This is a genomic window from Arthrobacter sp. Hb9-2 (assembly GCF_059091165.1).
Genome location: NZ_JBNHGJ010000030.1, coordinates 17,926 through 42,261, shown reverse-complemented (window position 1 = coordinate 42,261; position 24,336 = coordinate 17,926). Strand labels below are relative to the sequence as shown.

Below are 24,336 nucleotides of genomic sequence, written 5' to 3'. Positions count from 1 at the left end.
GTTCGGACTTGGCTCGTACACTGCGCTGGATACTGTGAGCCACGTAACTAGCTAAAGATGCTACCCGCAGTCCGGCGCCTCGGGGCAATCCCGTCTCAGATAATGTCGTCCGCCGGGTAACCGACATGATGTTTCACGCGCTCAAGCTCCGCCCGCAGCTGTGCCAGCTCCTTCTGGGAGGAAGCAAATTCAGCCTTCCGGCGTTTGGTTTCCAAAGCGTTGCCGATCAGGACGCACAGCCCCACCGGAACGGCGGCAGCAAGGGCCCAGCCGGCCGCAACAAAAAAGTCCAGCGCCACCGGAAAGGCTGCACGGAAGTCCACGAACTCGTTGACCACGTCGGCCACACCGCTGAGCGTCCCGTCCAGCGGTTCCAGGAACTGCCCCACCATGGGAGTTTCCGAGAGCGACGGCGGATCGATTTTGGCTTCCTCATCACCGCCCCAGCGGCCTTCGCCCAAATGGTTCAGGACGTAGATGCCGGCTGCGAGGCCTGCGGCAATGAATACCTGGACGCCGGTGAACAGGGCCAAATCCGGACGCCGGGGCCGCCGCAACAGCAGCACCACCGCCGCGGAAGCCAGTGCAGCAATCCACGTCAACCACTTAAGCCACTCACTACTTACGCCCGCCAAAATATCCACGCCACCTATTCAACAGTGCGGACAGGCCTGCCGCGGAATGAACGCCTGCCATGCGCGGTTGTAGCCGGGGCAGGCAGACCTCCGAAAGGAACCATGAGCACCGATCCCGCCGCCAAGGTGGAGCGCTGGCAGCGCTTCCGCAACAACCGGAACAAGGCCCTTGCCACCCGCCACGGCTGGTTGACCCTCACCTCCTTCCAGTGGCTGGAGGACTCCCCCGCCGCCGTCGAACTGGCGCCTGGGCTGTGGTCAACGGACGGTACGACGGCGACAGTCACCGCAGTGCCGGCTGACGGGCTGTCACTGGTGGAGTCGGGCAAACCCGTCAATGGCACCGTTTCCGCTGCCCTCGCCGACGAGGAGTCGCTGATGTGGGTCCAATTCGGCGGCGTGGATGGGGCGCAGGTTGTAGTCGAGCTGGCCGTGCGCGGAGGCAGGTACGCCATCCGCACCCGGGACGCAGGGTCGCCCGTTTTTACCGAATTCGAGGGCGTTCCCACTTACCCGTACGACCCCCGCTGGGAGGTGACCGGGACGTTCGAGCCCTACGCCGAGCCCGTGGACGTGCCCATCGCCACGGCCAACCCTCTGGTGGACGGCATTCACCGCACGGTGGGCGACGTCGCGTTCCGCCTTCCCGGCAGCGGGCACGAGTTCCGGCTGCAGGCGGAGGAGGAAAAGCTCGGCGCCCTGACCGTGACCTTCCACGATGAAACAAACGGCGACACCACCGATGACTGGCGGAAGCTCGCCCTGTCCCGGCCCCGCCCGGATGGGTCCGTGGTCCTGGATTTCAACCGCGCCATCAACTATCCCAGCGCCTTCACCCCCTACGGCACCTGCCCCATGCCCGTGAAGAACAACTCGCTGGACATACGTGTCGAGGCGGGCGAGATGCAGCCCTACCCGCCAGGTGATTTTGGCAGCTCACCCACCCAGGACTAAACGATGGCCGAGACTCCTGTGACGGCACGGCCCACGATCAGGGTGTTGATTTCAAACGACCCCTCATAGGTGTAGATGGCTTCCGCGTCCGAGAAAACCTTCGCCATCCGATAGTCGGTCACGATGCCGTTCCCACCCAGGATCGAACGGCCCAGCGCCACGGTCTCCCGCATCCGGGCACTGAGGTAGGACTTGGCCAGGGCCACGTGCGGCATGTCGGCGGCGCCCTCGTCCTGCAGCCGGGCAAGTCCCGCCATCATGGCCATGCTCGCCACCGCGTTGCCCAGCATGGTCACCAGCTGCTGCTGGACCAGCTGGAACTGTGCCAGCGGGCGTCCGAACTGGTGGCGTTCGACGGCGTACTGCCGGGCGACGTCGAACGCTGCCAGCTGCTGGCCCACGGCCTGCCAGGCGACCATGATGCGCGAGCCCCGCAGCAGCTCGTTGGTGTCATCGAAGCTGTTAATGGCAGCGAAGCGGTCCGCCTCCGCCACCTGGACGTTGTCGAAAACGATGTCGGCGTTCTGGACTGTCCGCAGGGCTATCTTGTTTTCGATCCGGGACCGGCTGACCCCTGGCAGGGTGGCGTCCACAATGAAGCCCCGTACGGACCTGTCGGCCTCGTCCCGGGCCCAGACCAACATGTAGTCGCAGAACGTTCCGTTGCCGATCCACCGCTTGGCGCCGTTCAGCACCCAGGTGTCCCCGCCGGCGTCGGGCTTTCCCGTGGTGGATGAGATCCTCCGGGCGCGGGTCTCCATGCCTCCGGCGACGTCGGAGCCGTGGTCCGGTTCAGTGAGGGCGAAAGCCCCGGTGATGCGCAGGTTGGCGGCGTCGTCCAGCAGCCGCTGCCTCTGGTCCGCGGTGCCGAAGGCATACAGCGACTCAACAAAAAGATCGTGGTGGACCAGGAAGAACGTGGCGATCGAGGTGTCCACGCGCGTCATCTCGGCGATCACCAGTCCGGCGAACAGATGACTGTAACCGCGCTGCGCCGGGGTACTGAGCTGCAGGGCGGCCAGTTTGGGCAGGATGTGCGCCGGAAACTCAGCCTTGTTCCACCACTCCCCCGCGTAGGGGGCGATCTCCGTTGCCAGGAACTCCCGCAGTTCGGCCAGCTTCTCCCGTTCTGCCTGGTTCAGCAGCGATTCGACGCCGAAGAAGTCCGCCGAAGGCAAGCCGGACATGGTTGGAGCGGTTTCACGGGCGGCGTTTGTCATTTCGGCCCCATCCGGATGGCGCCGTCAAGACGGATGGTTTCACCGTTGAGCATGGCATTGTCCACGATGTGCGCAACCAGGTTGGCGTATTCTTCGGGCTTGCCAAGCCGTGAGGGGTGCGGCACCTGGGCGCCCAGGGAATCCTGTGCTTCCTGCGGCAAACCCGCCATCATGGGCGTTTCGAAAATTCCCGGAGCGATGGCCACCACCCTTACCAGCGAGCGCGCGAACTCCCGGGCGAGGGGCAGGGTCATGGCCGCCACCGCGCCCTTGGAAGCAGCGTAGGCCGGCTGGCCGATCTGTCCCTCAAAAGCAGCCACCGACGCGGTGTTGATGATGACACCGCGTTCGGGACCACCCAGGCTTGTGGTGGCCGGCTCGGTGGCCACCATTGCCGCTGCCGCCAGGCGCAGCACGTTGAAGGTCCCCACCAGGTTGACCTGGATGACCCGGTTGAACGCCTCCAGCGGAAGCACGCCCTCCCGGCCCAGCACCTTCCCCGGGGTGGCGATGCCTGCGCAGTTCACCACAATCCGCAACGGTCCGAGGGCGTTGGCGGTATCGACGGCGGCCTGCACGTCTGTTTCGCTCGTCACGTCCGCGGGCACAAAGACGGCGGACTTTCGCTGGCTCCCCGCCGGACTTCCGGCTTGGCCGTTGACTCGCCCGCTGTTCAGCGCGTTCAGTTCCTCCGCGAGGGCTGCGCCCGCCGAGGACGGAAGGTCAACCAACACCACTGTTGCCCCGTTGTCGAACAGCCTGCGGGCAGTGGCGGCCCCCAAGCCCGAGGCGCCTCCGGTTACCAACGCAACGCTGCCTGTGGCGTCCATACATCCTCCTTGATGCGTGACTGCTTCGGCAGGAAATCGCGAAGCATTAGTTAGTGCATGTTAACTGAAATTACAGCGGGTCCGCACTATCGGCCCTCCGCGGGCACCCCGCTGTGCCCGGCTAGGGTTGAAGCCATGACTTCCGCGGATGCTTCCCTTCCCGTTGACTGGGCGGACAGGGCCAACGAGGCCGCACGGTCGGTAACGGCGCTCTTCGGCAGGAAGCTGTTCTTCCTGCCCGGCACGCACCTCGGCGCGGTGAAGTGGCCCGCCCCTGCCTGGCGGGACGGCCTGAAAGGCTCACTGCTCCATCCCTGGCATTACTGGTGGCAGGCCCACTATGCCGACTGCCTGGTGGATGCGGGCCGGCGGGAACTGCGCACCGGCGCCACGCCCGCAGCCAGATTCGATGGTGCCGGCAAGCCCAGTGCCGGCAGCCTCGCTTCCCGGCTGGTGACCGGAATGTGGTTGCGCAACGCCTTCACGTTCGTGAACAACTACTACGACGACATGGCCTGGCTCGCCCTCGCCGTCCTCCGACTCGACCAGCTGGCAGAGGAGACCTGCAAGCCGGGCCGCCGCCGCAACGCCGGCGTCCGCAGATCCCTCACCCTGCAGTTCGACGCCGCCTGCACCAAAGACATGGGCGGGGGTGCCTTCTGGAGCAAAAAACGGGACTTCAAGAACACCCCCGCCACAGCGCCCATTGCGCTCTACTACGCCCGCACCGGCCACCGCGCAAAGGCGCAGTCGCTGCTGGACTGGCTGGACGCCACCCTCTTTGACCCGAACCAGGGCCTTTACCTGGACGGTGCCCGGATGGACCCGGAAGGGAACGTGGTGATCGACAGGGCGGTCTACACCTACAACCAGGGCCCGGTCCTGGGCGCGCAGCTTGAGCTGGGCGGGGACGCGAATCTCGCCCGGGCGGCTGACGTGGTGGAGGGGGTTGCACGGCTGCTGACGGTTCCGGTGCAGCTTGACCCGGCAGCCACAGTCTCCGCGCCTGCCCGCCGGACAGCGCTCCGCTGCGAGGGAACGGGCGACGGCGGTCTTTTCACCGGGATCCTGTGCCGTTATCTTGCCCTCGCCGCCGTCGATGCCCGGCTTCCCGAGCGGACCAGGGCTACAGCAGCCCGGCTGGTATTCGACACTGCCGGGGCGTTGTGGGAGGGGAAGCGGCTTGCTGCCCCAAGCGAAGGAGCCCTCAGCACGGGGCGGCCCGGACGGTACATCTTTTCGGGGCACGCCGCCGCCCCCGCGGACGCCACCCACCCGCCCGGCGCCGTCGTCGAACTCTCCACGCAGCTGCAGGCCTGGATGGCGTTCGAGGCCGCCGCTTCGATCACCATCGCCGACTGATTACTGTGACACTCCCGGCGGGCGCTTTTTCTGGGGGTACGGCGCCTCCCCGAGGGCCAGCATCTCCACGAACCCGGCGATCTTCCGTTCCCGGGTGGCTGCCTGCTTGACCGCGTTGGTCCGGTAGATCAGGGCGAAGCGGTTGGTCCTGGTGAGGACGTCGAACATGGCTTGGGCGGCGGGAACCGCGGCTATTGCCGCTGCCAGGTCCCCCGGAACTTCGGCGTTTGCCTGTCCCTCGTAGGCTTTATCCCACCGGCCATCTTCCTTTGCCGCGTTCACGGCCGCCCACCCGGCGTCAGTCATCCGGCCGTCGGCCTCCAGGCGGGCCACATACGTGACGTTCCTTGCCGACCACGGGCTTCTGGGTCCGCGGGGCGTCATGCGCTGGAAGGAACTTTCCGCGTCCCGGCGCCGGGCCTGGCCGTCGATCCAGCCGAAGCAGAGTGCCTCGTCCAGGGCAGCCGCATAGTCCAGCTCGGTGACCTTTCCGCCCTTCTTATGCAGGACCAGCCAGACGCCCGGGCTGGTCCTGTGGTGTTCCTCCAGCCAGCTGCGCCAGGCGGAGGCGTCGGGCACCAGCAGTTCCTCAAGTTCAACAGCCATCGCCCTATTCTGCTCCTGCCGTCTACCAGCACAAGTGCGGCGACACCGGGCGGACCACGTGGCAGGATGGCACCAAAGTCCCGTTGACTATGCGAAGGGGAAGCCATGCTCCGCGTCCGCCCGCTTCATTTCACCGCAAGGATCGACGCTTGGGCGGAGTTGCTCACCGCCCTGGGCCTGGCCTGCACCGAAAATTCGCCCGGATGGCAGGTCTTCGACGCCGGCTCGGGCCGCCTTGCCCTCCATGGCGTACCGGAAGGAGCAGCAGAGGACGGAAGCACAGCGCTTGCAGTGGAGGTGGGCGATGTGGCTGAGTTCGCGCGCCGCACCAACCTCTCCGCACAGGATGAAGGAACCACCCCCGCGGAAATCATCACCGCAGACCATGGTGAAGCCTGCAGGATCACCGGGCCGGACGGTTTCAGTTTCCTGGCCGACAAAGCTGCCCCCGGCACCGCCCAGGCAGGCGGCGCGGACCCGGCCCTCGCCGTCGTCGGCGTCTGGTTGACGGAGGACGCCGCCGCCGCTGCGCAGACCCTGCGGCACATCGGCGCCCGCCCCCGCCCGGTGCCGGACGCCGACGAGACCGCAGACTTCACCGCCAAGAACGGCGGCGTACTACTGGTGCGCCCGGCGTCGGGCAATCCACGCTCGGGGCTCGGCTTCGAGTACGGCGGCGGCCTGGAACCGTTGCGGGAACGGCTTGCCGCCGCCGGCTTCCACCCCGGCATTACCGAAGAGGCCTTTGGCAGGACGCTCCACGTGGCCAATCCGGATGCGGGGCCCGCCGCGCCCCATGTGCCGGCGACGGTGTGGATCTCCGAGCGGCGTCCCATGGGGTAGAACTTAACCATGAACGTGCGCACACCTGACCCGAATCCCGGCTGGCTTTCCGAAGAAGACCTCTTTGAGGCGCGCGGGCGGCTGCCCATGGTTTACGTCGAGGCTGTGCCAGTCCGGCTGGATCCGCTGGGCTTCGTCAATGAGGTTGGAACCCTTCTCCAGGCTGACGAGGACGGCACCATGGTCCGGTCGCTCGTTTCCGGCCGCGTCATCTACCGGGAGACCATCCGCGCAGCCCTTCTCCGGCACATGGAGAAGGACCTCGGCCCGCTGGCGTTCCCGCAACTGCCCATCAGCCCGGTCCCCTTCACGGTGGCGGAGTACTTCCCCGCCCCGTCCCAGACCGGCTTCACCGATGAGCGCCAACACGCCGTTTCCCTGGCCTACGTGATCCCTGTGACCGGCGAATGCGAGCCCCGCCAGGACGCCCTTGAACTCACCTGGATGACCCCGGAGGAAGTCCTCAGTCCCGGTGTCCAGGTGGAGTTCACCGGCGGGCGCGGCGGCCTGATCCGCCAGGCGCTGGCTTTCGCGGGCGTGGGGTTCTGACACCCTCGGCCGCACCCGGCGTCCCCGACTTTCGGCACCCTCCTTTGTAGACTGTAGGGCGGACCGCAAGAGAACTTAAGGACTCCCATGACCGAAACACCAGCCGCCCGGCACCATCGTGAACAGCAGGCTGGATTCCTGACCGCCGGCGACCACATCCTCCTGCCCGGCGGTGAACGGACGGCGGAGATCCATCAGGTGGAGCTGGAATCGGACGATTTCGGCGCCCCCGCCGTGGTACGTGCCAGCCTGGCCGGCGGTGGGACATTGCGCATCGCCGTTGGCACCACCGTGACGGTAACCGACGAAGAGGCCGACGCCGTGACGCAGCTTCCGCTGGCCGGGAAGCCCTTGGAGGAGGCCGGGCAGGAGCAGCCCGGCGAAACTCCCGCCGCGGCACCAGCGGCTCCCGCCGTCGTCGTACCTCCCCTTCCCCCGGTTCCGCCGGCGGCCAGCGGCCCCAGCGAGGAGGAACTCGCCCTGATCCCCGCTGCGAATGGTACGCCTGAATCGGTGGTGGAAGCCGCGGCGGAAGCCCACCCGGACGCGATGGGGGTGCTGCTCCTCGCTGACCGGCTGGCCAAGGGCGTCAACTTCAAGTCCGGCAGCTGCCTCAAGGACCTCAGCGACCTCGCCCACGAACTCTTTATCACCCTCAAGGACGCCGACGGCTCCCTGGCCGTCGCGGACCTGCTTAACGTCCTGCCCTATGACGGGAATCCCGGCCGCTGGGCCTCGGTGGAAGCGTCCCTGGCCTTGTCCAGCTACATCTGCCGGCAGGACGGCCAAAAGGAGCGGGCGGAGGTTTACGAACGGCTGATCCGTACCCCGGAAAACCAGGAGACCGACCAGTTCAAGGCTAGGATGGCGGCAAAGGTCCGGCAGCGCTCGCTCAACGAGCCCAACCTGTATGACAAGGAAATCTTCAGGTCCATCGACAACTCCAACCACGATGCAGAGCGGGAATGGCGGCTGCTGCGGCTCGAATCCCTGCTGTTCCTCCGGGCCCACGGGGGTTCGGAAACCATCGGGCTGGGCGAACTGGAACGCCGGATCAGCAACGAACTCGAGGCTGTCCGCTCCTGACTTCTGCCTCTTGGGCGTCCCCGGCACTGCCGCGGGCTGGCTGAAGTAATTGCCCCTACCCGGCGCCCGGCCGGAGTTGTACATTCGGGGCTATGACTAACAATCTGAGCGTGGTGATCAATGCTGACGCGCCGCAGGTTTGGACAATGCTGCGCGAACCGTCCAAAGTCGCCCAATGGCATGGCTGGCAAGCCGAGGACCTGGATGACGAGATCAAGGAAATCTACTTCTCCGCGGACGTGGAGGAATCGCCGGACCACACCAGCCTGACAGTCCACGGCGGGGATATCTTCGAGCTGAGGCCAGTTCCGCAGGGGACCCTGGTGAGCGTGACACGGGCTGCCGTGGACCACAACTCGGAGTGGGCGGCCTGGGACGAGGACATCACCCAGGGCTGGCTCATGTTCCTGCAGCAGCTCCGCTTCGCCCTGGAACGCCACCCGCACGGCAAGCGCCATACCCTGTTCCTGCAAGTACCGGGCGGACCGGGTTCCGCCATTGAAAAACTAGGCTTGGCCGAGCTCCCCGCACGTGGCGACAGCTACCAGGTGACCCTGGCCACCGGTGAGGAGATCTCCGGAAAGGTCTGGTACCGGACCAACCATCAGGTAGGATTGACGGTCCACAGCTACGCGGACCATGGTGACGGCCTCCTGGTGGTCGCCGATCAGCTCGCCATTGAGGACGTCCGGCCCGACGGCGGGTCCATGGTGATCGCCTCAACGTATGGCCTGGGTGCCGCCAGGCTCGAATCGATCCGCACCTCCTGGGACTCGTGGCGGGCTGAGAACTACCCCACATCCGAAACGGTGAGCTGAGGGAGCCGCGCGATTGCTGGCACACTGGTACGGTGCCAGCCAACCCTGCTTCTGCTCCTTCCGCTTCTGCCGCTGCGACTGACCCCGGCCCCGGGCCTGCGTCCCCTGGCGTGGCGCGGCAGTCTGAGTTCGGCTTCCGGGTGGGCACCCGCCTTGCCGAAACGTGCCCGCCGTCGGCCGCCCAAGTTGCCTCCAATGGCGGCCAATTCCTGGGACGCACCGGGACCATCACCACGCCCCACGGTGAGATCCAGACTCCGGCTTTTATCGCCGTCGGAACCAAAGCCACTGTGAAGGCCGTGCTGCCGGAATCGATGTCAAGCCTTGGCGCACAGGCTTTGCTGGCCAACGCCTACCACCTGTACCTGCAGCCGGGCGCCGACATCCTCGACGAAGCAGGCGGCCTTGGCACCTTCATGAACTGGTCGGGGCCCACCTTTACCGACTCCGGCGGATTCCAGGTGATGAGCCTGGGCTCGGGCTTCAAAAAAGTCATCGACATGAAGTCCGTTGACGCCTCCGGGCCGGACGACGCCGTCGCCCCAGGCAAGGAGCGCCTGGCGCACATCGACGACGACGGCGTCTGGTTCAAATCGCACCTGAACGGCGACAAGCACCGCTTCTCCCCCGAAATTTCAATGCAGGTCCAGCACCAGATCGGCGCGGACATCATGTTCGCCTTTGACGAGCTGACCACGTTGCAGAACTCGCGCGGCTACCAGGAGGAATCGCTGGAGCGCACCCGGCTGTGGGCGTTGCGCTGCATCGAGGAGCACTTCCGCCTGACCTCGTCCCGGGTGGGCAAGCCGTACCAGGCGCTGTTCGGCGTGATCCAGGGCGCGCAGTACGAGGACCTGCGGCGGAAGGCGTGCCGGGACCTGGGCGCCATGCCGTTCGACGGGTTCGGCATTGGCGGGGCGCTGGAGAAGGAGAACCTGGGAACCATCGTGCGGTGGTGCAACGAGGAGCTTCCGGAGGACAAGCCCCGCCACCTGCTGGGCATTTCGGAGCCGGATGACATCTTCACCGCCATCGAGAACGGGGCCGATACCTTCGACTGCGTCTCCCCCACCCGGGTGGCGCGAAACTCGGCGTTCTACACACCTTTCGGGCGTTTCAATCTGTCCGGCGCCAAGTACAAGCGCGACTTCGGCCCGCTCCAGGACGGCTGCGACTGCTACACGTGCACCCACTATTCGCGGGCATACATCCACCACCTGTTCAAGGCTAAGGAAATGCTGTCCGCCACGCTGATCTCCATCCACAACGAGCGGTTCGTGGTGAAGATGGTGGACGACGCCCGGCTGGCCATCGAATCCGGCACCTTCTTCGACTTCAAGGCCGAGACACTGGGGCAGTACTACTCCTGAGCGGGGGCTGCCTCCCGCCGGTTCGACGGTTCCCTGCGCACTCGACGTCCCGAGTGACCGTGTCCGCAGGGAACCGTCGAACCGGGCTTGTCCACATGGCGTTGCCCGGCGCTGGGCGTCCGAGGTGGGGCGCGGCAATGCTGGAGCCATGAACGGACGTGCTGCACTTTCTTCCACGGCGAATCTCTGGCGGACCAGTGAACTCCTGGAGCAAGGGCTGAACTCCCGGGCCATCGCTGCACTGGTCCGCAAAGGAGTCCTGGTCCGTATACGGCGCGGTTGTTACGCGCGTGGCAGCTGGTGGACTGGGTTGAAAACGTCGGGACGCCGTCGACAGCTCGTGCATGCGCACGCACACGGAACACTTACGACGTCGGCAGGCGGCTTTGTTTACAGCCACACCTCGAGTGCCAGCTTGCGGCGGCTTCACTTGTGGAACGTCGACGAGGTGGTGCACTTGACGCAGTCGGGCCGCCCGTCCGGAATTTCACACGGGCGGGATGTAATTGCCCATACGAGGAAGCTCAACAGCCGGGACGTATCGTTTGTGGAAGGCTTGCCCTGCACGACGTTGGAGCGCACAGTGGTGGACTGCTGTCTGATGTTCAATCTTCGCCAGTCAATAATCCTGATAGACCACGCTGCCAGGCTGGGTGCTGACCTTCCACTCCTACGACAGCTATACGCCGAGTTGGCAGGCCGCAACGGAGTCGTTACCCTGCGGCAGGCCCTGGAACTGGCTGACCCACGTTCAAAGTCGGCTGGAGAAAGCCTCACCCGGGAGCTCATCCACAGGCTGAAGATCCCGGCGCCGGAGCTGCAGTACGTGGTGCATACAACCTTGGGCCATCACCGCCTGGACTTCGCCTGGCCTGCCCGGAAGGTGGCTCTTGAGTTTGACGGCAAGTCCAAGTACTTCGAATACCGGCCAACTCAAGAGGTCCTCTATGAGGAGAGACGAAGGGAAAAGGCCCTCCTGGAAGAAGGCTGGACCTTCCTCCGGGTTGAATGGAAACACCTCTTCAACGAGGCGGAGTTCAAGTACCGGGTACTGCGGGCGCTGGCCCAGGGTTCGCAGGACGAATGACGCCCCCGGTTCGACGGTTCCCTGCACACTCGACGGCTGCGGACATCGAACCGGCCGGGAACCGTCGAACCGGCCGAATAGACGGCGAGCGCAACCCTTGGTGGTCAGTCGACGGCCGGTGGCCGCTACGCCCTGCCGTTGACCGCAGCGACCGGAACGCCGTAGCTCGGCTCGCGCTTCTTGACCCAACCAATCACCAGCAACGTCACAGGCACGAAGATGAACTCCACCAGGGTCTTGTAAACGAAGCCCACCACCACGTAGTTCACGAAGGTTCCGAAGTCGGTGATGCCAATAACTGACGCTGCAATGCTGCAGAAGATGAGGGTGTCCACGAACTCGCCGGCGCCTGACGAACCCATAAGGCGCGTCCACAGGGACTTCTCGCCGGAGCGGGCCTTCATTTTGACCAGGATCCACGAGTTGATGGTCTGCCCTGCGAGGAACGCGAGCAGCGAAGCCAGCACAATCTGCGGCACCGGGCCCAAGGCGCCTTCCAGGGCGGCCTGCTTGGACGATCCGAACTCATCGTCGAAGCCGGGCAGGGCAATGATCACCCAGTAGCAGAGGGACGCGAAGACGGACAGCGCAAAGGTGGTGAAGATGGCCTTGCGGGCCACTTTAAAGCCGTAGACCTCGCTGATGACGTCGCCCAAAATGTAAGCCAGCGGGAAGAGGAAGAAGCCGCCGTCCGTAATGATCGGCCCGATGGCTACCCCCTTGGACGCACCGATGTTGGACAGGATGAGTACCACCGCCATGGACGCCAGCATGATCCCGAAGTAGGGGGAACCGATCGAGGCGAACCTGGCCGCGCTGCCTGGCGGGGTTGTTTCGGGCAGGGCGTTGTGGCCTGAGGCTGAGGGCATGGCGAGTCCGTTCAAAGTGGTTCGCTCGGCGTCCGAAGTTGGGAAGGCCGCCGGCTGTATTAGCACTGTCCGCCCAATTGTCCCATCCAACGCCAGCGCAAGGAGAACTGGATCTGAACACGTTCAATTCGTGCGATACTTCTTGAACACGTTCAAAACCCTCAGGAGCCCAACGGTGACGAAGAGCGAGCAGACCCGCCAGCTGGTTGCGGACGTCGCCCTAAGGATGTTCCGGGAGATCGGCTTCGCGAAGACCACCATGCGGGCCATCGCTGCGGAAGCCGGCGTATCGGTGGGCAACGCCTACTACTACTTCGCGTCAAAGGACGATCTGGTCCATGAGCTGTATCTCCAGGTCCAGGCGGAGCATGCGGCCAAGGCTGCCGAAGCGCTTGACGATGCTGCTGACCTCACGAGCCGGCTCAAGGCCACCCTCCACACCGGCCTGGACGTCATGGCCCCCTACCACCGGTTTGGCGCCGACTTCGTAGCGACGGCCATCCGTCCCACCTCCCCGGTAAATCCCTTCGCCGCCGGCTCGACGGCTGCGCGCGAGGCTTCCTTGGACATCTTCCGCAGGGCGGTGGAGGATGCGAAGCCTCCGGCACCGAAAAAGCTCAGGGCCGATCTTCCGGAACTGCTGTGGCTTTGCTACCTGGGCGTCACCCTCTTCTGGGTATACGACACTTCGGAAGGGCAGCAGCGGACACGGCGGCTGGTGGACGGAGCCGTTCCTCTGATCACAAGGGGGCTCTCACTGGCGCGGATTCCAGGGGTTAGCAAGATCCTGGACGACGTCCTCAGCTTGAGCCGCAGCATCCGCGGCTAAGTACCGAAACAACACAGGGGGAAAGATGAGCAGCACCAGAACGGTGGTACTGGCCGGAGCGTCCGGCTTCATCGGCAGATACTTCCGGGCTCGATTTGAGCAGGACGGTTGGACCGTGCGCACCGTTGGCCGCAAGGGCGCCAGGAGTTCGCCGTCGGCCACGTGGGAAGACGACGACGGCGCTATCGCCAGGGTGCTCGAAGGAACAGAGCTCCTGGTGAACCTCGCCGGGCGCTCGGTCTCCTGCCGCTACAACGCCCGGAACAAGGCAGCCATACTGCAGTCCCGCGTTTCCACCACGGCGGCTCTTGGCCGGGCCTTGGCACTTTGCCGGCAGCCGCCGTCGACCTGGCTCAACGCGAGCACCGGAACAATCTACCGTCATGCCACGGATAGACCCCAGAGCGAACAGGACGGCGAACTGGGCACGGGATTTTCGGTGGATGTGGCCCGCGCGTGGGAAGCGGAGCTGGAAGCCGCGGTGACACCCGGGACACGGAAGGTCCCGCTGCGGATTGCCATCGTCCTGGGCCCGGGCGGCGGAGCGCTGCGGCCTGTCGCCAACCTGGCCCGGCTGGGTTTGGGAGGCCGGATGGGCCCGGGCACACAAAAATTCAGCTGGATCCACGTGGAGGACCTCTACCGATCGGTGCTCTTTGTGTATGCCCGCAAGGACATTGCCGGCCCCGTGAACGTGGCGTCGCCCGATGTGGTGGACAACCGCGAGCTTATGCGCATGGTCCGCCGGGCTTATGGAGCCAGATTCGGCATCCCCACTCCCGCCTGGCTGCTGAAGCTTGGCGCCATACTGATCCGAACGGAGACCGAACTGGTCCTGAAAAGCCGCTGGGTCCAGCCGCAGAAGCTCCTGAACTCCGGTTTCATCTACAGCCAGCCTGAACTGGGCAGAGCACTCCTGCAGATCGCCAAAGGGACATCCTGACCCGGCCGCTTCGGTACAGAGGCAGAACCGTTCCGGCCGAGGCCCTTTCCTTTGGAGCCCTGACCACCGGCGGCGCCGCCTGCTGTTCAGGCATACAAAGCGGCCGGGCGACGCCGAATGGCAGGATAGTGCCATGACTTCTGTTTCCGCCGATGTCCACTCCCCCGCTGCTGCTCCCGCCGTCGTCCTGACGATCGCAGGTTCTGAGGCCACCGGCGGCGCCGGCGCCCAAGCCGACCTGAAGACCTTCCAGGAGCTCGGCGTCTTTGGCATCGCCAACCTGACCTGCATCGTGTCCTTCAACCCGAACGACAGCTGGAACCACCGCTTTGTGCCCGTTGACCAGCAGGTGATCGCCGACCAACTGGAGGCGACGACGGCGGCCTACGGGCGGGACTCCGGCGCACCGTCAGTCCTGGAGACGGTGAAGATCGGCATGCTGGGCAGTCCGGCCACCATCAGCACCGTGGCGGGTGCCCTCGATGCGGGTCAGTTCCGCAACGTGGTCCTGGACCCCGTTCTCATCTGCAAGGGCCAGGAGCCCGGGCACGCATTGGACACGGACCAGGCGCTGAAGGCACAGATCCTCCCGCTGGCCACCTTCGTGACGCCGAACCACTTTGAAGCCGAGTCCCTGTCTGGGATGGAGATCACCGACGTCGAATCCTTGAAGGCCGCGGCTGTGCGCATCCACGAAATCAGCGGAGCAGCAGTATTGGCCAAGGGTGGCGTGCGGCTGGCTGGCCCCGACGCCGTCGACGTTTTCTATGACGGCGAAACGCTCGAGGTGCTGAGCGCGCCCAAGGTCGGGGACGTCGCGGTGTCCGGCGCCGGGTGCTCCCTCGCCGCTGCAGTAACGGCTGAGCTGGCCAAGGGCGCGGTGCCGCTGCAGGCTGCCCGCACAGCAAAAGCGTTTGTCACTGCGGGGATCCGGAACCGCGTAGCTTCGGGCGCGCCCTTTGATGCCCTCTGGCAGGGCGGCGCCAGCTAGCTACTGGTTACCCAGGGCTAAGCCACAGGCGACGGAACTCCTTCAAGGAGGCTTTCAGCCATCAGCCGTGCGGTCCGCGAAACAAAGGCCCGACGGCGGTCCATGCGGTCAGGAGCCGATCCGGCCAATAGTGCGTCGATCTGGGGCAGCACCTGCCAGCCATCGCACAGCGTCACGATGGTGATGACGAGGTCTGCAGCGTCCGTGCGGTCGATCCCGGGCAGCACTGCGAGCATTTGGTCCACCTTGACGGCACAGTGGTCCGCGCGCGTGGCCCGGTCCACTGTCTGGCTCCCGCGCTCCAGCCCCTCCCAAAAAAGGAGTCGCGCCAGAGCGGTGTCCCTCGAATGACGGTCGAAGAGCCTGGCGGCGTATTCCCCGACGGCTGCGACGCCATGCCCCTCGATAGGCACCTCGGTCATCACCTTCGTCATTTCTGCTGCCAGCACGGCGTCGAAAAGGTCGTCCTTCTTTCCGAAGTACTGGTAGATGCGCTCCTTGTTCACGCCCGCCGCCGCCGCAATGCGGTCCACCCGGGCGCCTGCCAGGCCTTTCTCACTGAATTCTTCCGTGGCGGCCGCGAGCAGCAGCGCTTTGGTGCGTTCGGTATCCCAGGCCATGACCTCATCCTACGCCAATTCCAACTAGGTGGTTGCAGTTTTGCTCGTCCAGGTCTAGTGTCAATCCCAGCAAAAGCAACCAGACAGTTGGAGATTCCCGTGAATAGCACTACCGCCCCCGCGGCGCCCGCGACCAGCCCCGTGTCCCCTGCCGCCCCTTCGGTCCACGTCCGTGCTGTCATTACGTGGCTGGCCATCTTTCCGCTGGTGGCGCTAGGGATGATGGGAAGCGCACCGCTGATGGAAAACTGGCACCCGGTCCTCAGGGCGCTGGCGCTCACCCTGGTGGTCGTTCCGGCGGCGGTGTATGTTGTGCTGCCGCGCCTGTTCGCCGCATACGGTGCCATCCGCCGCCGCCGTCCCGGTGGCAGGTCCGGCCGCTAAGGCAAGTCAGCGCGGGTCCGCAACCTTTCCCATGAACAGCGGCAGGCCACTCTCCACATGCACAATCTGGTAGTGGAACGGCCGGTTGAAGGTGATGGACCTCGTGGGCTGGGGCGGGGCACTGGTGACCATGCCGTTGATCTGGGTGACCGCGGCGGCCACCGTCCCCTTTTCCGCGACTGTGATGTTCGCGTCCTGCGCGGCCTGGGTGACCATCAGGCCCGGTTGGATCGCGTCGAAGTCGCGGGTGGTTTCCAAGGTTTTGCCGAGCCCCAGTTGTTCTAGAACGGCCCGCACGTCGAAACTGCTCTTGTGGTCCCAGGTGGGCAGCGCCAGTTGGACGATCTCGGGCTCGGCTCCTTCCAGCGCTCGTGCCACCTCGGCCAGCCGGTCCGCTTCAAGTGAGGCACCGCCGTCGGAACCTTCAGCGGGAAGCACCAGCCGCATCACGAACCCCTCTCCGTAAGGCAAGTCCACCGCCTGCCAGCCGGGCCCCTCCGCGAATGCCATGTCCTGCTGGCCGTGCATCATCGGCACGCTCACGCGGCCGCCCTGTCCCGTGGCAAACGGTGCATCCGACGTGGCCTCGGCATTAAACGGAACATCCCAGGCGGCGGCAAAATAGACGGTGTTCAGGAGGCTGAAGGTGTTCCTCGTGTCGTACCGGGCGGGCGCCTTCTCGATCCTGCCGCCAGTGTTCCTGTTGACCCACGCATCCATCGCGGGTTTGGTTTGTGACTCGTCACGGAAGTCCACGGGATAAACTCCCGTGCCGTAGTGCTCCGCCAGAGTCTCCAGATAGTCCTCGCCGGTGGAGACGTTCCTGTCCACAAACAAGCCGTTCGCGGTGTGCAGGAGCGGCTTGGCAGGCGGGTTCTCCTCGTCAACGGACCCCGGATCGCCGTCGTGCTCCTCCAAGGAGGCGAGCAAAGCGTTCATGGCTTCATCCCGCGCCGTTTCCGGAAGTCCGAGTACCGCGTCCATTTCTGCGGCGGCTTCCCCAGAGGCGCCGGCGCGCAACATGGCCAGGGCAATCAGCAGGCTTCCTGGTGACGCAACAACGTTGCCTTCTCCCCCTACGGCCAGGAGAGCATTACCCAGCCTGAACGCGGAATCCCGATAGGCGGACACTTCCTCGCGGAATTCGTCACGGTCCACGGCCAGCCGTTCGACGCCGTCGGCCGTGAGTAACCCCGGCGGCGCCGGGGCTGCGCACGCTGCCAGTCCTATCAGGGCACCCAATGCAATCATCCGCTGAAAACGAAACACCTCTGTTGCCTCCCCCGGCAGACGATGGCGGGAATCCGCCTCCTCCCAGTGAAACAGCGACGGCGGCATCAGGCGATGCCTATTCGGTCACGCTTTGCACTCATTAGGGTCTCTCCGGCCCGTGCCGGCCGGGTTACCTTCCACGGACCCCTCACCACGACGCTCTCTCACTTAACGCAGGAAAACCCCTACGCTCTCTCACTTCTTGATGAAAGTGAGAGAGCGTAGGGGCTTTTCCTGCAGAACCTGAGAGCGCGTCCTGGTGCGGCGAGGTACGACGACGGGTGGCTGCCGCCGTCGTACTGCCCTGGTTCGCTCTGTTCCCCCAGCCGCCATCGCTGCCCGCCCACAGCGGGGCGGGGCGCTTCCGCATACCGGAAGCTTCACCGGTGAAGGTCAACGCTCCATCACGTCCTGCATAGAAATGGGCAACGCTCTCTCACCGATCACGGATTGGATCAAAACCCTGCCGCAGGCACTGAGAGAGCGTTCGGGAAAACACCACATCAAGTGAGAGAGCGTTCAGGAAAACACCACATCAAGTGAGGGAGCGTTCAGCTTCCCGAGTGGGCCTGCAGGAAGCTGTACACCTCGGTTTCGTCCACCCCGGGGAACGCGCCCGGCGGCATGGCGGCGAGCAGATGGGAGTGGGCGCGGGCGGAGGGCCACGCGTTCCCTGCCCACTCCGACGTCAGCGATTCCGGCGGGCGTTTGCAGCAGGTGGGATCGGGGCAGTTTGAAGCAGCCCGCGCCGTCGTCTCCCGCCCGCGGAACCACTTCACGTGCTGGTACGGCACCCCGATGCTCAGCGAAAACTCCCCACTGGCGGAACGTTCCGTGCGCGCCGTGCACCAGTACGTACCGGACGGCGTATCCGTGTACTGGCTGTAGGCGCTGAACTTGTCCGGTACGTCGAAAACAGCGCGTGACGTCCAGGCCTTGCACGAGGGCTGCCCTTCAATGGCGCCGGTATGGTCCTGAGGAAAGTTCACGCCGTCGTTCTCATAGGCCTTGTAGATGATCCCGCTCTGGTGCGTCTTCTGGAAATGCGTGGTGATGCCCAGATGCTTGGTGGCCAGGTTCGTGAAGCGGTGGGCCGCTGTCTCATAGGAAACGGCAAAAGCGTCCCGGATATCCTCTACGGCGATTTCCTTCGCGGCCTTGGCCTTTTGCAAAAATTCCACAGTTGCCTGCTCAGGGAGGAGAAGGGCTGCGGCGAAATAGTTGGTGGCCACCCGTTGGGCGAGGAAATCACCGTAGTTCCTGGGCGTTTCGTGCCCCAGCACGTAGTGGCCCAGGGCCTGCAGCAACACCGAGCGCGGATCGTGGTCCTGCCGCTGGCTCTGGGTCAGGTAAATTCTGCGGTTCTTCAGATCCGTGACGGAGCGGGTTGAATGGGGCAGGTCGCCCACATGGTGCAGGGTGAAACCGAGGTGCTCGGCGATGTCCGCGATCACGTGCTGGCTCAGCGGCCCGGTGGTGTAGCCCACCTCCTTGAGGACCTTCTGTGCTTCGGCTTCGTACTCCGGAAAATAGTTCCCCCGCTCCCTCATCATGGCCCGGAGTTCACCGTTGGCGCGGCGGGCTTCCTCCGGAGTTGCTACCTGCTCGTTCATCTTTCGTTCGAGCTCCTGCAGCAGCCCCACCTGGGCCTCGAGCACATCGAGTGGAAGCCGCGAACTGATGCGGATTTTCGGCAGATTCAGGGATTCGTAGAGGGGCCCGCGCTGATACCGCTCAAGCTCGATCTCCAGGGCCGCCCGGCGGCTGGGCGGTTCGGCTCCCAGCAGCTGGTCGATACTGACGTTCAGTGCGGACGCCAGGTGCTGGAGGAGCCCGAGTTTTGGTTCCCGCTTTCCGTTTTCGATCAGGCTCAGCTGGCTGGGCGCTGTCCCGACGGCGGCGCTGAGGCCTTCGAGCGTAAGCCCCGCCTGTTTGCGGAGGTGGCGTACTCGGCGGCCGAGTGAAATGACGTCCAGGTCAACCGCCGCCCCTGGCGGCGGCTGGGAAACTTCCCGGTTCCAGCTTGTAAGCGACATTTCTGAAGAATACGGGAAGAAGTGCATTTCTTTCCACAGTTTTTCTCTACCAACCCTGTTGGAAGTGCTGAAAAGTAGTGATCACGGAAAGAAACAACGCACCGGGAAGCCGGCGGGAAGCGCAAAGGCGCGGTTCCCGCCTACCGATCCCGGAGCTCAATCAAGGAGATCAACGATGACTGCAGCATTTGAGCCCACCCAGCAGCCGTCCGGCCAGGACACAGAATCACAGGCCGCCGCCCTGGAGCTCGAGTGGGCCGCCAGCCCCCGTTGGGAAGGTGTGACCCGGGACTACTCAGCTTCCGACGTCGTCCGGCTCCGCGGCCGCGTCTCCGAAGAACACACCCTGGCCCGCCGCGGCTCCGAGAAGCTGTGGGAGCAGTTGACCGAGGAGCACAAGGAAGGCAAATACACCAACGCGCTGGGCGCCCTGACCGGCAACCAGGCAGTCCAGCAGGTCAAGGCAGGCCTGCGTGCAATCTACCTCTCCGGTTGGCAGGTGGCCGCTGACGCCAACAACTCCGGCCACACCTACCCGGATCAGTCCCTTTACCCTGCCAACTCGGTCCCCATTGTGGTTCGCCGCATCAACAACGCCCTGCTCCGGGCAGACCAGATCGAATTCTCCGAGGGCGTCCAGACCGTTGAGGACTGGCTGGTGCCGATCGTCGCCGATGCCGAGGCCGGCTTCGGTGGTCCGCTGAACGCCTACGAGCTCATGAAATCCATGATCCAGGCCGGCGCCTCCGGTGTTCACTGGGAAGACCAGCTCGCCTCGGAAAAGAAGTGCGGCCACCTTGGCGGCAAGGTCCTGATCCCAACCCAGCAGCACGTGAGGACCCTGAACGCCGCCCGCCTGGCCGCTGACGTCGCCGGCACCCCCACCGTGGTTATCGCCCGCACCGACGCCGAGGCAGCCACCCTGATCACCTCCGACGTCGATGAGCGGGACCAGGAATTCATCACCGGGGAGCGCACCGCCGAGGGCTTCTACAAGGTCCGCAACGGCATCGAACCCTGCATCGCCCGCGCCAAGGCCTACGCCCCCTACTCGGACCTGATCTGGATGGAGACCGGCACCCCGGACCTGGAACTGGCCCGCAAGTTCGCCGAAGCCGTCAAGGCCGAGTTCCCGGACCAGATGCTCTCCTACAACTGCTCGCCGTCGTTCAACTGGCGCAAGCACCTGGACGACGCCACCATCGCCAAGTTCCAGCGTGAACTCGGCGCCATGGGCTTCACCTTCCAGTTCATCACCCTGGCCGGCTTCCACGCCCTGAACTACTCGATGTTCGACCTCGCCCACGGCTACGCCCGTGAAGGCATGAGCGCCTACGTCGAGCTCCAGGAAAAGGAATTCGCCTCCGAATCCCGCGGCTACACCGCAACCAAGCACCAGCGCGAAGTCGGCACCGGCTACTTCGACGACATCGCCACCGCGCTCAACCCGAACGCATCCACCCTCGCATTGGTCGGATCGACCGAAGAGGGCCAGTTCCACTAACCACATTCCCCACAGGTGAGTAGTTCGCTTGGCTCACCAAAGAGGCACGACGGCGGCACTCATCTAAGCGTGACCGTCGCTGGCCAGGAAGGGGAATCCGGAAGCGTGCGTAAAAGGGGCCCTGTCCCCGTCGTTGACCGAGCTCTGCGAGGTCTTACGACGGGGATGGGGAATAGCACGCGGAGGATTTCCCTTCCAGGCCCACCTGGGCAGTACCGCCGTCGAACTTCCCTTTCGTCTTTAAGGAGACAGAAATGAACAGCTTTACAGACAACTTCACTATCAACGGGATCACTTTGACCGCGCAGCCTATCTGCCGGCAGAACGAGGTCCTTACTCCGGACGCACTGGAGTTCGTGGCGAAGCTGCATCGGGCGACGGCGGCGCGGCGCCAGGAACTTCTGCAGGCGCGGCGGACCCGGCGGGCTGAGATTGCCGGCGGGCAGGACCCCCGGTTCCTGCGGGAGACCGAGCACGTCCGTAATGACCCGTCCTGGCGGGTCGCTCCCCCGGCACCCGGACTGGAGGACCGGCGAGTGGAGATCACCGGCCCGGTGGACAAGAAAATGACCATCAACGCCCTGAACTCCGGCGCCAAGGTCTGGCTCGCGGACATGGAGGACTCCTCAACCCCCACGTGGCGCAACGTCATCAAGGGCCAACTGAACCTCACCGACGCACTGGAACGCCGGATCGACTTCACCAGCCCCGAGGGCAAGGAATACAAGCTCCGCCCCGCCGGCGAACTGCCCACCATTGTGGTCCGCCCCCGCGGCTGGCACCTGCCCGAAAAGCACATGCTCATCGACGGCCAGCCCATTGCCGGCGGGATCGTGGACTTCGGCCTGTACTTCTTCCACAACGCCCGCCGCCTCCTTGCCCAGGGCAAAGGCCCGTACTTCTACCTGCCCAAGATCGAAAACCACCTCGAAGCCCGGCTCTGGAACGACATCTTCATCCTCGCCCAGGACCTCCTCGGCATCCCGCAGGGCACCATCCGCGCCACCGTACTCATCGAAACCATCACCGCAGCCTTCGAAATGGAAGAAATCCTCTACGAACTGCGCGACCACGCCGCCGGGCTGAACGCCGGCCGCTGGGACTACATCTTCTCCATCATCAAGAACTTCCGCACCCGCGGCCCCCGCTTCGTCCTCCCGGACCGCAGCCAGGTAACCATGACCGCCCCCTTCATGCGCGCCTACAACGAACAACTCGTCCGCGCCTGCCACAAACGCGGCGCCATGGCCATCGGCGGCATGGCAGCAGCTGTTCCCAACCGCAAAGACCCCGAAGCGAACGCCAACGCCTTCGAAAAGGTCCGCGCGGACAAGACCCGCGAAGCTGAGGGCGGCTTCGACGGCTCCTGGGTGGCCCACCCCGACCTGGTGCCCATCGCCCGCGAAGTGTTCGACTCCATCCTGGGTGAGAAGCCCAACCAGCTGGAGCGCACCCGCGAAGACGTCACCCCTGATGACCGGGCGCTGATCGACATTGCCTCACTGCATGGCACCATCACCGAACAGGGCATCCGGAACAACATCGAAGTGGGGATCCGCTACATCGAGTCCTGGCTCCGCGGCAACGGCGCGGTGGCCATCCACAACCTCATGGAAGACGCCGCCACCGCCGAGATCTCCCGCTCCCAGCTTTGGCAGTGGATCTACGCCCGGGCCATCACCGACCACGGCGAAATCATCACCCACGAACTGGTCGAAGAGCTCCTCGACGAGGAATTCGCAAGGCTCGAACGCTTCGACGGCGACCGCTTCGAAGACGCCCGCGACATCTTCGAAGAAGTCACCCTGGCCCAGGACTTCCCGTCCTTCCTCACCCTCCCCGCCTACGCCCGCTACCTCACCGAAGCGCGTGAACGCGCATCGGTCGAGGAGCTCGCTGCAGCATAACCAGACTTCCGTCCGCCGGGCCGGCACGCCCTCCGCAACAGGCACCTCCGAAATCCGGAGGGTCGGCCCGGCGACGGAGCACCCCCTGAGCAGGTCCGGTGCCGGGCCTCCCCACCCCACGACACCCAGACGCTCTCTCACCTAACGCAACAAATCCAAAGATCCTCTCTCACTTTCCAGAAGACAGTGAGAGAGCGTCGGCCGTTAAGCTGCACTAAGTGAGAGAGCGTCCCGGGGGGCCGGGTGGGCACGGCAGGGGAAAGCACGATGAACGCCGGGGGAAAGCACGACGGCGGCGGGCTGCTGTTACGAGTTACCGCCCCTTGGGCACCCGCCGCACGGAGAGGGTGGCAGCAAGGAAGAACGTCAGCACCGACGCCAAAATAAGAAGCAGGGCCGGTGTCCAGGATCCTGAGACGTCGTGCACGTATCCCACCAGTGGTGGAGCGACGGCACCGAAGCAGTAACCCAGCCCCTGGACGGTGGCGGACATCCGGCCGGCGGCAACCTGGTCGCGGGCCAGCTTGATGATGGCGATGAAGATCAGCGTAATCCCGCCGCCCTGGGCAACCCCGCCAAAGACTGACCACAGCCACCAAAGCTCGGGGGCCAGCAGGAGCCCGGCCGGCACTGTGGTCCACAACAGGCCCAAGGTGACGGCCACCGTCGTCGTACTGAAGTACTTGGCGGCGAACGGCACGCCGAGGCCGCCCACAATGGCAAACACCTGGAACAGCGAGGATCCCGCTCCGGCCGCAGCAGCGGACATGCCGAGTTCGTCATTGAGGTAGCTGGGCAGCCACGCAGTGACGGCGTAGTAGGAGAAGGCCTGTCCTGCAAACGCAGCCGTCAGCCCCGCCGTGGTCCATGCCGATCCGGCACCAGCTCCGTCCCTGGGGCCGTCCGGGACATCAGCGGGGGAAGGAACGAAGGCATTGCGCAGTCCGACGGCGAGCGCCCAGCACACCATTGCCGCTACAGCGAAGACTCCCACCGACGCGAGCGCCAGCCGCCACCCCGCCAGTTCGGCCAGCGGCGCCGTGACCATCGAGGTCAGGAAGGAGCCAACGTTCAGCGCGGCTGTATAAACGCCCATGGCCGTTCCCTGCCGCAAGGGCGGGAAGTCGCGGCGGATGATGAGGGGCGCGGCGATGTTGCCGATGGTGATGGCAAGGCCAATCACCACTGTCCCCGCCAGCACCAGTGCCGGGCCACCTGCCGAACGGACGATGACCCCGGCCAGCACGCCCAGGATGGTGAGGCTCACCGCGAACTCGGCGCCATACCCCCGTGCCACCAGCGAAGCCAGGGGTGCTGCGAGCGCGAAGCACAGCACCGGGATGCTGGTCAGCAGCCCCAGCACCACAGGGGAAAAACCCAGGTCCGCCTGCATAACATCCACTACCGGGGCCACGGCCACAAAGGGGCCGCGAAGGTTCAGCGCCAGCAGCCCGATGCAGGCCAGCAGGATCCAGGTGTTCGGAATCCTGGCGAGGAAGCGGGCCCTCACCGGCAGGGCTTAGGGGTGTGATCACGTTTCATTACCCCCATTGCTATCACGGGCACCAACACGGCAGTTCCCCGTGGCGGCGTGCCGGTCCTGCCTTACGATGAACATCAC

23 protein-coding genes and 1 pseudogene are annotated in these 24,336 nt (G+C 65.0%); 15 read left to right on the top strand and 9 right to left on the bottom strand.

The genetic code is table 11. The features are described from left to right. Positions 1–95 precede the first annotated feature (95 nt). Positions 96–644: a hypothetical protein gene (locus AC5RV1_RS16120; protein ID WP_493995260.1), complete on the bottom strand. Its 549-nt coding sequence runs from the start codon at positions 642–644 to the stop codon at positions 96–98. 93 nt (positions 645–737) lie between these two features. On the opposite strand from AC5RV1_RS16120, the gene AC5RV1_RS16115 reads away from it, so the two are divergent. Then, the gene (locus AC5RV1_RS16115; protein WP_493995259.1) at positions 738–1,589 is read left to right on the top strand and encodes a DUF1684 domain-containing protein; all 852 of its coding nucleotides are present in this window, start codon (positions 738–740) and stop codon (positions 1,587–1,589) included. Here the strand turns inward: AC5RV1_RS16115 and AC5RV1_RS16110 are convergent. Beyond that, positions 1,586–2,809: an acyl-CoA dehydrogenase family protein gene (locus tag AC5RV1_RS16110; protein WP_493995258.1), complete on the bottom strand. Its 1,224-nt coding sequence runs from the start codon at positions 2,807–2,809 to the stop codon at positions 1,586–1,588. The two genes, AC5RV1_RS16115 and AC5RV1_RS16110, sit on opposite strands and share 4 nt — an antisense overlap. Further along, positions 2,806–3,639, bottom strand: coding sequence for an SDR family NAD(P)-dependent oxidoreductase (locus AC5RV1_RS16105; RefSeq protein ID WP_493995257.1), 834 nt, complete (start codon positions 3,637–3,639; stop codon positions 2,806–2,808). The genes AC5RV1_RS16110 and AC5RV1_RS16105 overlap by 4 nt, the downstream gene beginning before the upstream one ends. A gap of 135 nt (positions 3,640–3,774) precedes the next feature. Between AC5RV1_RS16105 and AC5RV1_RS16100 the strand changes: the two genes are divergently transcribed. Further along, a complete protein-coding gene (locus tag AC5RV1_RS16100; RefSeq protein WP_493995256.1) occupies positions 3,775–5,001 on the top strand; it encodes a glycoside hydrolase family 76 protein in 1,227 nt (408 codons plus the stop codon). Here AC5RV1_RS16100 and AC5RV1_RS16095 read toward each other — a convergent pair whose 3' ends face one another. Next, entirely contained in the window at positions 5,002–5,607 is a 606-nt protein-coding gene (locus AC5RV1_RS16095) for a YdeI/OmpD-associated family protein (RefSeq protein ID WP_493995255.1), read from the bottom strand. 105 nt (positions 5,608–5,712) lie between these two features. On the opposite strand from AC5RV1_RS16095, the gene AC5RV1_RS16090 reads away from it, so the two are divergent. The 7 genes and pseudogenes from AC5RV1_RS16090 (at position 5,713) to AC5RV1_RS16060 (ending at position 11,360) form a co-directional block, all read left to right on the top strand. Next, on the top strand, positions 5,713–6,450 hold the full coding sequence (locus AC5RV1_RS16090; RefSeq protein WP_493946283.1) for a VOC family protein: 738 nt from the start codon (positions 5,713–5,715) through the stop codon (positions 6,448–6,450). A 9-nt stretch (positions 6,451–6,459) separates the two neighbouring features. Beyond that, positions 6,460–6,999 carry an NUDIX hydrolase family protein gene (locus tag AC5RV1_RS16085; protein ID WP_104043177.1) on the top strand — a complete coding sequence of 180 codons (540 nt, stop codon included), beginning with the start codon at positions 6,460–6,462 and terminating at the stop codon, positions 6,997–6,999. An 87-nt stretch (positions 7,000–7,086) separates the two neighbouring features. Beyond that, positions 7,087–8,085 carry a DUF6707 family protein gene (locus AC5RV1_RS16080; RefSeq protein WP_493946282.1) on the top strand — a complete coding sequence of 333 codons (999 nt, stop codon included), beginning with the start codon at positions 7,087–7,089 and terminating at the stop codon, positions 8,083–8,085. A 92-nt stretch (positions 8,086–8,177) separates the two neighbouring features. Further along, positions 8,178–8,903, top strand: a complete 726-nt coding sequence (locus tag AC5RV1_RS16075; RefSeq protein WP_493995254.1) for an SRPBCC family protein — start codon at positions 8,178–8,180, stop codon at positions 8,901–8,903. Between the two features lie 32 nt (positions 8,904–8,935). Further along, positions 8,936–10,273 (top strand): tRNA guanosine(34) transglycosylase Tgt, encoded by a 1,338-nt coding sequence (tgt, locus tag AC5RV1_RS16070; RefSeq protein ID WP_493995253.1) that lies wholly within the window; start codon positions 8,936–8,938, stop codon positions 10,271–10,273. A 148-nt stretch (positions 10,274–10,421) separates the two neighbouring features. Beyond that, a pseudogene (locus AC5RV1_RS16065) lies at positions 10,422–10,517 on the top strand (type IV toxin-antitoxin system AbiEi family antitoxin domain-containing protein); the annotation flags it as partial. Positions 10,518–10,874: 357 nt separating this feature from the next. Further along, entirely contained in the window at positions 10,875–11,360 is a 486-nt protein-coding gene (locus AC5RV1_RS16060; protein WP_493995276.1) for a putative endonuclease domain-containing protein, read from the top strand. A 125-nt stretch (positions 11,361–11,485) separates the two neighbouring features. Here the strand turns inward: AC5RV1_RS16060 and AC5RV1_RS16055 are convergent, their stop codons facing one another. Next, positions 11,486–12,229 (bottom strand): queuosine precursor transporter, encoded by a 744-nt coding sequence (locus AC5RV1_RS16055; RefSeq protein ID WP_493995252.1) that lies wholly within the window; start codon positions 12,227–12,229, stop codon positions 11,486–11,488. Positions 12,230–12,404: 175 nt separating this feature from the next. Here AC5RV1_RS16055 and AC5RV1_RS16050 point away from each other — a divergent pair, with 175 nt between their 5' ends. The 3 genes from AC5RV1_RS16050 to AC5RV1_RS16040 all read left to right on the top strand — a co-directional run bounded on the left by AC5RV1_RS16050 (position 12,405) and on the right by AC5RV1_RS16040 (position 14,992). Next, a complete protein-coding gene (locus tag AC5RV1_RS16050) occupies positions 12,405–13,058 on the top strand; it encodes a TetR/AcrR family transcriptional regulator (protein ID WP_493995251.1) in 654 nt (217 codons plus the stop codon). 25 nt (positions 13,059–13,083) lie between these two features. Next, a complete protein-coding gene (locus AC5RV1_RS16045) occupies positions 13,084–14,001 on the top strand; it encodes a TIGR01777 family oxidoreductase (protein WP_493995250.1) in 918 nt (305 codons plus the stop codon). A gap of 133 nt (positions 14,002–14,134) precedes the next feature. Continuing rightward, the gene (locus AC5RV1_RS16040; protein WP_493995249.1) at positions 14,135–14,992 is read left to right on the top strand and encodes a hydroxymethylpyrimidine/phosphomethylpyrimidine kinase; all 858 of its coding nucleotides are present in this window, start codon (positions 14,135–14,137) and stop codon (positions 14,990–14,992) included. 17 nt (positions 14,993–15,009) lie between these two features. Here AC5RV1_RS16040 and AC5RV1_RS16035 read toward each other — a convergent pair whose 3' ends face one another. Then, a complete protein-coding gene (locus AC5RV1_RS16035) occupies positions 15,010–15,612 on the bottom strand; it encodes a TetR/AcrR family transcriptional regulator (protein WP_493995248.1) in 603 nt (200 codons plus the stop codon). Positions 15,613–15,711: 99 nt separating this feature from the next. On the opposite strand from AC5RV1_RS16035, the gene AC5RV1_RS16030 reads away from it, so the two are divergent. After that, on the top strand, positions 15,712–15,996 hold the full coding sequence (locus tag AC5RV1_RS16030) for a hypothetical protein (RefSeq protein WP_493995247.1): 285 nt from the start codon (positions 15,712–15,714) through the stop codon (positions 15,994–15,996). A 6-nt stretch (positions 15,997–16,002) separates the two neighbouring features. Here the strand turns inward: AC5RV1_RS16030 and AC5RV1_RS16025 are convergent, their stop codons facing one another. Further along, the gene (locus tag AC5RV1_RS16025; protein ID WP_493995246.1) at positions 16,003–17,247 is read right to left on the bottom strand and encodes a serpin family protein; all 1,245 of its coding nucleotides are present in this window, start codon (positions 17,245–17,247) and stop codon (positions 16,003–16,005) included. Positions 17,248–17,819: 572 nt separating this feature from the next. Further along, positions 17,820–19,331 carry a helix-turn-helix domain-containing protein gene (locus tag AC5RV1_RS16020; RefSeq protein WP_493995245.1) on the bottom strand — a complete coding sequence of 504 codons (1,512 nt, stop codon included), beginning with the start codon at positions 19,329–19,331 and terminating at the stop codon, positions 17,820–17,822. 148 nt (positions 19,332–19,479) lie between these two features. On the opposite strand from AC5RV1_RS16020, the gene aceA reads away from it, so the two are divergent. Both aceA and aceB read left to right on the top strand, forming a co-directional pair. After that, positions 19,480–20,808 (top strand): isocitrate lyase, encoded by a 1,329-nt coding sequence (gene aceA / locus AC5RV1_RS16015; RefSeq protein WP_493995244.1) that lies wholly within the window; start codon positions 19,480–19,482, stop codon positions 20,806–20,808. Between the two features lie 254 nt (positions 20,809–21,062). Then, positions 21,063–22,715 (top strand): malate synthase A, encoded by a 1,653-nt coding sequence (aceB, locus tag AC5RV1_RS16010; protein ID WP_493995243.1) that lies wholly within the window; start codon positions 21,063–21,065, stop codon positions 22,713–22,715. A 313-nt stretch (positions 22,716–23,028) separates the two neighbouring features. Here the strand turns inward: aceB and AC5RV1_RS16005 are convergent, their stop codons facing one another. Further along, entirely contained in the window at positions 23,029–24,225 is a 1,197-nt protein-coding gene (locus AC5RV1_RS16005) for an MFS transporter (RefSeq protein ID WP_493946269.1), read from the bottom strand. Positions 24,226–24,336 lie beyond the last annotated feature (111 nt).

What these genes read in the sequence shown, in the direction of transcription:
- AC5RV1_RS16115 (WP_493995259.1), top strand. Translation starts at nt 738, where the DNA reads ATGAGCACCGATCCCGCCGCCAAGGTGGAGCGCTGGCAGCGCTTCCGC.
- AC5RV1_RS16110 (WP_493995258.1), bottom strand. Translation starts at nt 2,809, where the DNA reads ATGACAAACGCCGCCCGTGAAACCGCTCCAACCATGTCCGGCTTGCCT.
- AC5RV1_RS16105 (WP_493995257.1), bottom strand. Translation starts at nt 3,639, where the DNA reads ATGGACGCCACAGGCAGCGTTGCGTTGGTAACCGGAGGCGCCTCGGGC.
- AC5RV1_RS16100 (WP_493995256.1), top strand. Translation starts at nt 3,775, where the DNA reads ATGACTTCCGCGGATGCTTCCCTTCCCGTTGACTGGGCGGACAGGGCC.
- AC5RV1_RS16095 (WP_493995255.1), bottom strand. Translation starts at nt 5,607, where the DNA reads ATGGCTGTTGAACTTGAGGAACTGCTGGTGCCCGACGCCTCCGCCTGG.
- AC5RV1_RS16090 (WP_493946283.1), top strand. Translation starts at nt 5,713, where the DNA reads ATGCTCCGCGTCCGCCCGCTTCATTTCACCGCAAGGATCGACGCTTGG.
- AC5RV1_RS16085 (WP_104043177.1), top strand. Translation starts at nt 6,460, where the DNA reads ATGAACGTGCGCACACCTGACCCGAATCCCGGCTGGCTTTCCGAAGAA.
- AC5RV1_RS16080 (WP_493946282.1), top strand. Translation starts at nt 7,087, where the DNA reads ATGACCGAAACACCAGCCGCCCGGCACCATCGTGAACAGCAGGCTGGA.
- AC5RV1_RS16075 (WP_493995254.1), top strand. Translation starts at nt 8,178, where the DNA reads ATGACTAACAATCTGAGCGTGGTGATCAATGCTGACGCGCCGCAGGTT.
- AC5RV1_RS16060 (WP_493995276.1), top strand. Translation starts at nt 10,875, where the DNA reads ATGTTCAATCTTCGCCAGTCAATAATCCTGATAGACCACGCTGCCAGG.
- AC5RV1_RS16055 (WP_493995252.1), bottom strand. Translation starts at nt 12,229, where the DNA reads ATGCCCTCAGCCTCAGGCCACAACGCCCTGCCCGAAACAACCCCGCCA.
- AC5RV1_RS16045 (WP_493995250.1), top strand. Translation starts at nt 13,084, where the DNA reads ATGAGCAGCACCAGAACGGTGGTACTGGCCGGAGCGTCCGGCTTCATC.
- AC5RV1_RS16040 (WP_493995249.1), top strand. Translation starts at nt 14,135, where the DNA reads ATGACTTCTGTTTCCGCCGATGTCCACTCCCCCGCTGCTGCTCCCGCC.
- AC5RV1_RS16035 (WP_493995248.1), bottom strand. Translation starts at nt 15,612, where the DNA reads ATGGCCTGGGATACCGAACGCACCAAAGCGCTGCTGCTCGCGGCCGCC.
- AC5RV1_RS16025 (WP_493995246.1), bottom strand. Translation starts at nt 17,247, where the DNA reads ATGATTGCATTGGGTGCCCTGATAGGACTGGCAGCGTGCGCAGCCCCG.
- AC5RV1_RS16020 (WP_493995245.1), bottom strand. Translation starts at nt 19,331, where the DNA reads ATGCACTTCTTCCCGTATTCTTCAGAAATGTCGCTTACAAGCTGGAAC.
- aceA (WP_493995244.1), top strand. Translation starts at nt 19,480, where the DNA reads ATGACTGCAGCATTTGAGCCCACCCAGCAGCCGTCCGGCCAGGACACA.
- aceB (WP_493995243.1), top strand. Translation starts at nt 21,063, where the DNA reads ATGAACAGCTTTACAGACAACTTCACTATCAACGGGATCACTTTGACC.